We start from the raw sequence: 9,531 nt of genomic DNA, 5'->3' as shown, positions 1-9,531 counted from the left end.
GTGTAGGGCAGCACGGTCAACCACTCCCGGGTGGTGAACGGCGCGAACGTCCGCGCCGGAAGGGCCTTGATCGACGCGGCGAGCTGGGCTCGACGGGCGGACGGTGCCGAACGCATGTCGAACAGCTGCGGGTAGTCGGTGCAGGCCACCGCGAGGTACAGCCCGTCGGAGTAGTCAGCGGCCGCGGCGTGGTAGTCGCTGTAGTCGTAGCCGATGTCCTGGGCGTAGAGGCGCAGCAACGGGGTGGCGTCACGCCGTTCGAGGTAGGCCCGGGCGGCGGCGTCGAGCTGGCGGTAAGGATCGGTGTCGTACCCGGCATCGTTCACCATGTTCACCAGCGCCGTGACACCGACGGTGACGCGGTGCCGCGCCGCGTCCGTACCGACGACGGAGCCGGTGACCGCGCGGTGACGCAGCAAACCCGCGAGCCGCGAGATCCGCGCCCACGACGACCCGCGCGGGCAGCCGACCGCGCGCCGGCAGACGGTGTCGAAACCGCGGCGGGCCGCCGTCACGGTGGTGCGGTACCAGGGGTCGAGGTCACGCGCCTCGTAGGCCGAGTCCAGTACCACCGAACGGACCATCCGCGGGTAACGCGCGAGGAACGACTGCGCGAAGTAGGTGCCGTAGGAGTCGCCGTAGACGTCGACCGTCGGCAGGTGCAGCGCGGTGAGCACCCGCGCGGTGTCGCGGGCGGTGTTGGCGGTGGTGAACAGGTCGGACGCGTGCACCCATCCCCCGCCGGAGCGCCGGAACGTGTGGTTGAGCTGGCGGCCGCACGCGTCCGCCGCGGCGGTGAAACGCGTGGACGGTGACGGCAGCGACTGCAGAGGCTCGCAGTCGATGGGCGTCGACCGGCCGGTCCCGCGGGCATCCACGACCAGCAGGTTGCGGTGCGCCAGCGTGGGCCCGAACAGGGTCTCGAAGTCGGCGGCCGTACCCGTCGAGGGGTAACCGGGCCCACCCTCCTGGGCCAACACCGTTCCCCGGGGCTTCGCGCTGCTGGGCAGCCAGCCGAAGCCGACCCTGATCGTGCCGGCCGCGGCGTCGCCGGGGTCGAGCGGGACACGCAGCGTTCCGCAGTACGCGGGCCGGGTCGTGCCGAGGCCGCAGCGGGTCAGCGTCAGCCCGCCGACCCGGACGGTCCTGGGTACGCCGACGCGGGACGCCGTGGGCGTCACGCCGCTGGTGGCACCGGCTGCCGACTGGACGGCCCCGCTGACGACGAGGGCCACGACGGCCGGGACGAGCATTCGCGAGATCCGCATGCGCGCATGATGCACGACCGCACACCTCGCTCACAGCCCTGCGACGAGACCGTGCAAGGACCGCGACGGTACGCCGACGCGAGGGTCCCGGCCCGCGGGTCTGCATACCGTCGGCCAAAGCGCACAGCGTCGCGTGTGCACCATGGCGGCATGCTGTCGTCGCTGGCCCCCGCCCGCCGCCGGTTGGTGCTCGCCCTCGCAGCGCTGGTCGTCGTCGCCGCGGCGGCGATCGTGGTCGCCGTGACGGTGGGCGGCGGGAGCGACGACGCAGCGCCCGTGTCACAACAGGTGCCCGGACCCGTCGTGCTCGTGCCGGGCTACGGCGGGTCGACGACCGGCGTCACCGCGCTGGCAACCTACCTCCGCAGCCACGGCAAGGACGCGACCGTCTTCGACCTGCCCGGCGACGGACGCGATGACCTCGACGCGCAGGCCCGGGCGCTCGGGGGTGCCGTCACCAAGGTCCTCGACCGCACGCAAGCCAAGTCGGTCGACGTCATCGGCTACTCCGCCGGCGGTGTGGTCGCCCGGCTCTGGGTGCGCGACCACGGCGGGGCCGGTCGCGCACGGCACGTCGTCACGCTCGGCTCGCCCCAGCACGGCACCGACGTCGCCGCGCTCGCCGGGAGCGCCCTGCCCGGGGCCTGCCCCACGGCCTGTCGCCAGCTGGCCACCGACAGCACCCTGCTGCGCGACCTCAACGCCGGCGACGAGACCCCGGCCGGCCCGCGGTTCGTCTCGATCTGGACCACGCACGACGACGTGGTCCTGCCACCGACGTCGGCGCGCCTCGACGGGGCGCTGAACCTCACCGTCCAGAGCGTGTGCGCCACCGACCCGGTCCGGCACTCGGGCCTGCCCACCGACCCGACCGTGCAGGCCGTCGTCCTGGCCGAGCTGGCGGCAGGGCCACCGAAGGCCCCGGCGTCAGGCTGTGTCGGCGGGAGTTGACCCGCGTCAGTTCTTCACGTCTTTCGTGCTGAAATTGGCCCACGCAGCGAGCAGGAACACCCCGACGTACACCAGTTGCAGCAGCACGCCCCGCTCGACGTTGCGCCACAGGATGGGGTCGCGGAACAGGTCGATGAACGACAACCAGTACCGCGTGGGCAGGTAGGGCTGCAACGGCCGGGCGGCGTCCAGGGTCAGCAGCACCGACGACCCGATGAGGAAGGCGATGGCGCCCAGCGTGGCCGACAGCGGCGAGTCCGTGAACGTCGACAGCAGCAGCGCCATGGCCGCCACGCCCAACATCGACAGCGCGACGTATCCCATGGCCAGCAGCGTCCGCAGCGCCACCTGGGTCGGCGTCAGCGCCGAGCCGGACACGCTGGCGATCGTCGAGCCGGCCGTCGCCGGGTCGTTGCCTAGCAGCAGGGAGCCGACCACGAACCCGATGCCGGCCACGAGCACAACCGCCACCACCGTGAAGACGAGCACCGCCACCAGCTTCGCCGAGAGCAGCCGGGTTCGTCCGACGGGCCGGACCAGCAGATAGCGCAGCGTGCCCGACTGCGCCTCGCCGGCGATCGAGTCGCCGCCGATGACCGCGACCGCGATCGGCAGGAACAGCGGCAGCACGATGGCCAGGGCGGCGACCGCGAACAGCGACCCGTTGGACAGCACCGCCGACAGGAACGCCGGCCCCGACCCCGGACGGGGCGCGATGTCGGTGGTGGCGAGCAGTACCGCCACCAGGGTCGGCAACGCGTTCAGCAGCAGCAGGGTCAGCCAGGTACGCGGCCGACGGGCCAGTTTGCGAAGCTCCACGGCGATCACGGCAACACCTCGGTGGTCTCGTCCTCGGGTACCGGTCGACGCTCGTCGCGCCGAGCCACCCGGTCCGAGCCGGCCGACGTCCGCTCGAGGATGACCTCCTCCAGGGTCAGGCGCTGGGCGGCCAGCCCGTCGATCGGCACCCCGGCCCGCACCAGCAGGCCGTTGACCTCGGCCGGCTCCCCACCGCGGACGAGCAGCAGGTCGCCCTCGCGCGACTCGACGCGACCGGCCAGCACCGACGCCGCGGCCGCCGGGTCGCGGGTGCGGACCTCCGTCAACCCGGTGGGGCGGCGCAATGCCTCGAGCGACTCCTGCAGCACGAGCCGCCCCCGGTCCAGGACGCCGACGCGCGTGCACATCTGCTCGACCTCGGACAGCAGGTGCGACGACAGGAACACCGTGGTGCCCGCGCGGTTGAGGCCCAGGAGCAGGTCGCGGATCTCGTGGATGCCCTGCGGGTCGAGGCCGTTGGTCGGCTCGTCGAGCACGAGCAGCCGCGGCCGGCGCAGCAACGCCGCCGCCAGACCCAGCCGCTGCCGCATACCGAGCGAGAACGCCTTCACCGGCCGCCGTCCCACGGCGTCGAGGCCGACCTGCTCCAGGACCTCGCCGACGCGCGCGGACCTGGTGCGCCGCTCACCACCCTCGCCGCTGGAGTCGAGCAGCTCGAGGTTGGTCCGCGCCGACAGGTGCCCGTAGGCCGCCGGACCCTCGATCAGGGCGCCGACCTGTGGCAGCACCTCGGCCGCGCCCTTGGGCATCGCCCTGCCCAGCACGTGCGCCTCGCCCGACGTGGCCAGCACGAGACCGAGCAGCATGCGCACGGTCGTCGTCTTGCCCGAGCCGTTCGCCCCGAGGAACCCGTAGACGTCGCCGGCCCGCACGTCGAGATCGAGGCCGTCGACGGCCGTCACCCGGCCGAAGCGTTTCGTCAGCGCACGGGTGCGCACGACCGACTCGACACCGGGCCGCTCCTCGACCCCGCCGGGCACGCCATCGGCCTCCTCGTCGCCCGCCCGGTCGACGTGGACCCTGCTGTCCGTCATCGCAGCCCCCGCCCGAAGTAGTACGGCTGCAGCGGCGGCAGCCCCGCCAGTGCGTCCCGCAGCGTGGCCGCCGTGACCGTGCCGACCAGCAGCCAACGGTCGCCGAAACCGACGGGCGGTCCGAGCTGGACGTTGAGGGCGCCCACCCCGGAGGCGATGCCGGACGAGTCCTCGACCGCGCCGGGTGTGGTGCGCAACGACGGCACGATCTGGCCGGCCAACCGGGCCGGCAACGGGACGGCCACGACCGTGGTCACGCCGCGGCCGTAGACGCCGACGGCGCCGAGGTTCAGGTCGCGGCGCTCGGCCAGCCCGGCGACCGTCGCGGGAGGGGTGGTGCGGCCGAAGGTGTCGAGGGCGGCGACGATGTCGTCGAAGCTGCCCCGGTCCACCCGCACGGACGCCGGGGGCCGGAACGCCACCGTCGACGCGGCTGGGCGGCCGATGGTCAGGTCGAGCAGCGTGCTCGACACCAGCGCGGTGCGGCTGCCCGTGGTGTAGACCGCCGCCGACACCGGCAGGCCCGAACCCGGCAGGGCCCACACGTCGATGCGGGTGATGGTCGACCCCTTCTCGTGGACGGCGACCCGCAACCCGGCCGCGTCGTGTCCGGCGATGCGACGGCTCGCCAGCCGTTCGACGTCACCCGTCCGCACCTCGCTGAGCAGGCGCCGGGCCAGGTTGCCGGGCAGCAGGTCGTCGGAACGGGGCAACCGGACGGCGCCCGCCGCGCCGGTCGTCTGCCGGGCGGTGTCGTTCTCGTAGTCCCACGTCGACAGGCCGCCGGCGTCGCGGTGCAGGTCGGTTTCTCCCGTCAGGTTCAGGGTGTCGACGCGCCAGTCGTCGCTGCCCCGCCACCACACGCGGAGCTGGTTCGTACCGCCGAACAGGTCGCTGATGGCGCCGAAGGCACTGCCGCTGACCGGCAGGGCGAGCCCACCCTGGGTCTGCGCGTATCCCGAGTACCCGACGTCGGCCGACGCCCGGACGCGTTGCAACAGCGTGGCGGCGCCGACCCCGCTGTCGCCGACGGGCAGTACCCGGACGACGGTGGGGGCCGCCGCCAGGGCGGCCACGACGGCGGCCACGACCGCCCACCGCCAACGCCGCGTCACACTTCACCGTACGTCCGTGACGGCGACCTCGTTCAGGTTCGACCTGTGAAGCGGCGATGGCCGAACCTGAGTCCGTACGCGCGTCGGCTGCACAGTCTCAGCATCGGCCGGTAACGTTTCGGGAAAGCTTGCTGCAGTGGCGTGGACCACCCGGTCACGTTTCCCCGTTTCCCAGCCGAGGAGCCTCCGCGTGACGGACCGATCCGCAGCGCGCCGCGGCTGGCCGTCGTCCGGTCGGTCCGACGACGACGGCTGGGGTCCTTCGACGGCGGTCTACAGCGGCTCGAACCGCTCCGACGGCGCCGGCCGCGACGACGCGTTCGCCCGGGCGTTCCAGGCCCCGGCGCCCGAGGCACCGGCCCGGCGCCCGGCGCAGCAGTCACCCCAGCGCCCGGCCGCACCACGTGGCGGTGGCCAGCGGCCTCCGGTCGACCCGCGGGCCGCGGCGGCCCCGACCCGTGACAAGCAGCGCGCCAACCGCCAGATGGAGCGCCAGATTGCCGAGCTGCGCAACAGCGCGCGGCCGAACGAGCGCGGCGTCCCCTGGTGGGCGGCGCTGGTCGTGCTCATCGTCATCGCCGGCGTGGGCGGCCTCATCGACACCATCGGCACGACGGCCGCGCGCGGCGGGTTCAACGTCGGCATCGTCGTCGCCTCGATCGTGGCCGTGCTCATCGTGCGGCGTTCGCACATGTTCCCGGTCGTCATCGCGCCGCCGATCGTCTACACCCTCGCCGCGGTCTTCCAGCTGTACCTGCGTTCGAGCGGCCTGCACGACAAGAAGGTCGTCTACGACGCCGCGTCGAACTACCTGGTGTACGGCTTCCCGGCGATCGCCGCGGCCACCGCGGCCGTGCTGATCATCGCCGGCTTCCGGTTGATCACCCGGAAGTAGCGGCTCCGCCCATCTCGCGCCGCAACTCCCGCGGCAGCGCGAAGGTCAGGCGCTCCTCGGTGTGCGCGACCTCGTCCACCGTGCCGAAGCCCCGCTCGGCCAGCCAGGCCAGCGCGCCGTCGACGAGGATCTCGGGCACGGACGCACCAGAGGAGACGCCGACGGTGCTGACGCCCTCGAGCCACTGCGGGTCGATGGCGGCCGCGTTCTCGACCAGGTAGGCGGACGCGGCGCCGGCGGCCAGGGCCACCTCGACCATGCGCACCGAGTTCGAGGAGTTCGGCGACCCCACGACGAGGAACAGCTCGACCTGCGGCGAGATCGCCTTCACCGCGGCCTGCCGGTTCTGCGTGGCGTAGCAGATGTCGTCCGACGGCGGCGACTGCAGCAGCGGGAACTTCTCGCGCAGCGCGCCGACGGTCTCGAGGGTCTCGTCGACCGACAGGGTCGTCTGGGAGAGCCAGACCACCCGCTCGGGGTCGCGCACCTCGACGTCGGCCACGCTCTCGGGCCCGTCGACGAGCCTGATGTTCTGCGGCGCCTCGCCGCTGGTGCCGACGACCTCCTCGTGCCCCTCGTGGCCGATGAGCAGGATGTCGTAGTCGTCGTCGGCGAAGCGGCGGGCCTCGTTGTGGACCTTGGTGACCAGCGGGCACGTCGCGTCGATGGTGCGCAGGTTGCGCGCCGCTGCCTGCTCGTGCACCTCGGGAGCCACACCGTGGGCCGAGAAGACCACGATGGCCCCCTCGGGAACCTCATCGTTCTCCTCGACGAAGATCGCCCCGCGCTCCTCGAGGGCCTGCACGACGTACAGGTTGTGCACGATCTGCTTGCGCACGTACACGGGCGCGCCGTAGTGGTCGAGGGCCTGCTCTACGGTCTGCACCGCGCGGTCGACGCCGGCGCAGTACCCACGGGGCTTGGCCAGCAGGACGCGCTTGCGCGTCGGGTCGGCTCCGTCCGTCGAGGATGCACTGGCGCTCATGAAGGCCATGGTACGTACCCGATCGGGGACAGAAGGGGGGCGATGGGGCAGGCTGGTGACATGCACCTCCCCGGTCCCCTGCGGGCCGCGGTCGGCCTCGTCGCCACCGCCGCCGCCGAGGCGAGACACCTGCCCGATCGCGCCATCGAGCTGCCGATGCTGGCGGTAAGTTCGGCCATGCAGGCCTCGCTGCGCGCGCAGCAGCGCTACGCCCGCCTGGCCGCCCGCGGTGACGAGGTGCTCAACCGCCGAGCGCCGACCGAGCAGCCGCCGCCGTGGGCCACGTTCGACGACCCGGTGCCGGTCGGCGAGCTGCGCCGGACGGCCGGCGAGGCCGCCGACGCAGATAAGCCGTCGATGTTCGACGAGCTGTTCGGCGTCGAGGACCCGACCCTGCCCGTCGACGGGCGCGAACCGGTCGACGAGATCGTGCCGGCGGACGAACCGCTCGTGGCGCCGGACGTCCAGACGCCCGTGGTCCCGGTCTCCCCGGACGCGCGGGGGCGGAGCACGGCCGACGGCTCGGCGTCCGCGCGCACGAGCGCACCCTCCACGACCACGGCACCCACGACCACGGCACGCAAGTCCCCCGCGCGTAAGACCACGGCACGCAAGACCCCCGCGCGCAAGACAGCACCGGGCAAGACAGCACCGGGCAAGACGGCGGCGGGTAAGACGGCCGCCAAGAAGACCGCGTCGAAGGAGCCGCTCAGCAAACCCCGCCACACCGCGCCGTCGGCGTTCGACAACGTCGCCGACGAGTAGCGCGCGGTGGCCCGTCTCGAGACCTCGCCGGACTCCCCCGTCCCCGTCCGGGTCGTCGCCCTGCGGGTCGGTGAGTGGATCTCGAGGCTCGGCGAGATCTGGGTGGACGGGCAGATCGCCCAGCTGACCCGCCGGCCCGGGATGCCCACCCAGTTCCTCACCCTGCGCGACCCGGACGCCAACATCTCGATGTCCGTGACCTGCCCCCGGGGGGTGTTGCCGGACACGGTGGCCGAGGGCACCCGGGTGGTGCTGCGCGCCCGTCCCGACTTCTACCTCGAGCGCGGCACGCTGAGCCTGCGTGCGCTCGAGGTGCGGCAGGTCGGCCTCGGCGAACTGCTGGCCCGCCTCGCCGCCCTGCGCACCCTGCTCACCGCCGAGGGACTGTTCGCCCGCGAGCACAAGCGCCCGCTGCCGTTCCTGCCGCACACGATCGGCTTGATCACCGGGCGGGCCAGCGCCGCGGAGCGCGACGTCATCGACAACGCCCGGCGGCGGCTGCCCGCGGCCCGCTTCCGCATCGAGAACGTGGCCATGCAGGGCACGAACGCGGTCACCGAGGTGATCGACGCCCTCGACCGGCTGGAGAAGGACCCGCAGGTGCAGGTGATCGTCATCGCCCGCGGCGGCGGCAGCGTAGAGGACCTGCTGCCGTTCAGCAACGAGTCGCTGGTGCGCGCGGTGGCCGACGTGTTCACCCCGGTCGTCAGCGCGATCGGGCACGAGACCGACGTGCCGCTCCTCGACCTGGTGGCCGACGTCGCGGCCTCGACGCCCACCGACGCGGGCAAGCGCATCGTGCCCGACCTCGCCGACGAGCTGCGCGAGGTCGCCCAGCTCCGCACACGGGCGCGGGCCCGCATCCATGCCCGCCTCGACCGCGAGGCCGAGCTGATGGCCGGGCTGCCCGAACGGCTGCGCCGCACGGTGCGCGGTCGCGTCGCTCGCGAGGCCGAGGACGTCGACGCCGCCCGGGCCCGGACCCGCCGGCGCATCGAGACCCTGCTCGAGGCCGGTCGGGCCGAACTGGGCCAGGTGCGGGCGCGGGTGCGGGCGCTGTCGCCGCAGGCCACGCTCGACCGCGGGTACGCCGTGGTCGTGCGCCGCGCCGACGGCGTCGTCGTCCGGGCGCCCGACGAGGCGACCGGCACGCTGCACGTCCGGGTGGCCGGCGGACAGTTCGACGCGACCCGTTCGACCCCCTGATCCGCCTTCCCGCCCGCAGTGGTCGCTGCAGGGCGCCGCAGCGCGACCACACCGGGCGGGAAGCGACAGCGGGCACTTGTAGGGTCGGCGGGTGCCCGGCAAACCGAAGGAACCGGACGAACCCAGCTACGAGCAGGCCCGCGCCGAACTGCGCGAGGTCGTGGCCCGGCTCGAGTCGGGCGGCCAGCCGCTCGAGGAGTCGTTGGCGCTGTGGGAGCGCGGCGAGCAGCTCGCCGACATCTGCCAGCGCTGGCTCGACGACGCCGGCACGCGTCTCGACGAGGCGATCGCACGGCACGACGGCCCCGCCGGGGACGCGTCCACCGAGGGGTGACCGACCTCGCCCACCACCTCTCGCACGCCCCGCGCGGGTGTCGATGCGTCTGACAGGATGGAACACCCCGCCGAGAGGAATCCCGATGACCGGCCCGACCGACGGCCCTGCTGACACCCATCAGGACGCGATCCCGCC

Annotated in this window: 10 protein-coding genes; 5 read left to right on the top strand and 5 right to left on the bottom strand. The window is 73.4% G+C overall.

Annotated features, from left to right (window positions below; translation table 11 throughout):
• Positions 1-1,268 (bottom strand): alpha/beta fold hydrolase (locus ACFFCA_RS19345; protein WP_375487844.1); only part of this gene is annotated, 1,268 nt, incomplete at its 3' end.
• Between the two features lie 150 nt (positions 1,269-1,418).
• Between ACFFCA_RS19345 and ACFFCA_RS19340 the strand changes: the two genes are divergently transcribed.
• Positions 1,419-2,219: an esterase/lipase family protein gene (locus ACFFCA_RS19340; protein WP_375487842.1), complete on the top strand. Its 801-nt coding sequence runs from the start codon at positions 1,419-1,421 to the stop codon at positions 2,217-2,219.
• A gap of 6 nt (positions 2,220-2,225) precedes the next feature.
• Here the strand turns inward: ACFFCA_RS19340 and ACFFCA_RS19335 are convergent, their stop codons facing one another.
• The 3 genes from ACFFCA_RS19335 to ACFFCA_RS19325 are packed head-to-tail and all read right to left on the bottom strand — an operon-like array spanning position 2,226 to position 5,181.
• Positions 2,226-3,047 carry an ABC transporter permease gene (locus ACFFCA_RS19335; RefSeq protein ID WP_375487840.1) on the bottom strand — a complete coding sequence of 274 codons (822 nt, stop codon included), beginning with the start codon at positions 3,045-3,047 and terminating at the stop codon, positions 2,226-2,228.
• Positions 3,044-4,093, bottom strand: coding sequence for an ABC transporter ATP-binding protein (locus ACFFCA_RS19330; RefSeq protein ID WP_375487838.1), 1,050 nt, complete (start codon positions 4,091-4,093; stop codon positions 3,044-3,046). Before ACFFCA_RS19330 ends, ACFFCA_RS19335 begins: the two co-directional genes overlap by 4 nt.
• Positions 4,090-5,181 carry a transcriptional regulator gene (locus ACFFCA_RS19325; RefSeq protein ID WP_375487836.1) on the bottom strand — a complete coding sequence of 364 codons (1,092 nt, stop codon included), beginning with the start codon at positions 5,179-5,181 and terminating at the stop codon, positions 4,090-4,092. The genes ACFFCA_RS19330 and ACFFCA_RS19325 overlap by 4 nt, the downstream gene beginning before the upstream one ends.
• A 217-nt stretch (positions 5,182-5,398) precedes the next feature.
• Here ACFFCA_RS19325 and ACFFCA_RS19320 point away from each other — a divergent pair, with 217 nt between their 5' ends.
• A complete protein-coding gene (locus tag ACFFCA_RS19320; protein ID WP_375487834.1) occupies positions 5,399-6,103 on the top strand; it encodes a DUF6542 domain-containing protein in 705 nt (234 codons plus the stop codon).
• On the opposite strand, the gene ACFFCA_RS19315 is transcribed toward ACFFCA_RS19320, so the two are convergent.
• The gene (locus ACFFCA_RS19315; RefSeq protein ID WP_375487832.1) at positions 6,090-7,097 is read right to left on the bottom strand and encodes a 4-hydroxy-3-methylbut-2-enyl diphosphate reductase; all 1,008 of its coding nucleotides are present in this window, start codon (positions 7,095-7,097) and stop codon (positions 6,090-6,092) included. The genes ACFFCA_RS19320 and ACFFCA_RS19315 overlap by 14 nt on opposite strands.
• A 51-nt stretch (positions 7,098-7,148) precedes the next feature.
• Between ACFFCA_RS19315 and ACFFCA_RS19310 the strand changes: the two genes are divergently transcribed.
• The 3 genes from ACFFCA_RS19310 to ACFFCA_RS19300 all read left to right on the top strand — a co-directional run bounded on the left by ACFFCA_RS19310 (position 7,149) and on the right by ACFFCA_RS19300 (position 9,393).
• Positions 7,149-7,853 (top strand): hypothetical protein, encoded by a 705-nt coding sequence (locus tag ACFFCA_RS19310; RefSeq protein ID WP_375487830.1) that lies wholly within the window; start codon positions 7,149-7,151, stop codon positions 7,851-7,853.
• 6 nt (positions 7,854-7,859) lie between these two features.
• The gene (xseA, locus tag ACFFCA_RS19305) at positions 7,860-9,059 is read left to right on the top strand and encodes an exodeoxyribonuclease VII large subunit (RefSeq protein WP_375487828.1); all 1,200 of its coding nucleotides are present in this window, start codon (positions 7,860-7,862) and stop codon (positions 9,057-9,059) included.
• 91 nt (positions 9,060-9,150) lie between these two features.
• Positions 9,151-9,393 (top strand): exodeoxyribonuclease VII small subunit, encoded by a 243-nt coding sequence (locus ACFFCA_RS19300; protein ID WP_375487826.1) that lies wholly within the window; start codon positions 9,151-9,153, stop codon positions 9,391-9,393.
• The last annotated feature ends 138 nt before the right edge of the window (positions 9,394-9,531 follow it).

This window comes from uncultured Jatrophihabitans sp., assembly GCF_964252635.1.
Classification (GTDB): Bacteria; Actinomycetota; Actinomycetes; order Mycobacteriales; family Jatrophihabitantaceae; genus Jatrophihabitans.
The sequence above is the reverse complement of the archived record's forward strand: the minus strand, read 5'-3'. Positions and strand labels throughout refer to the sequence as shown.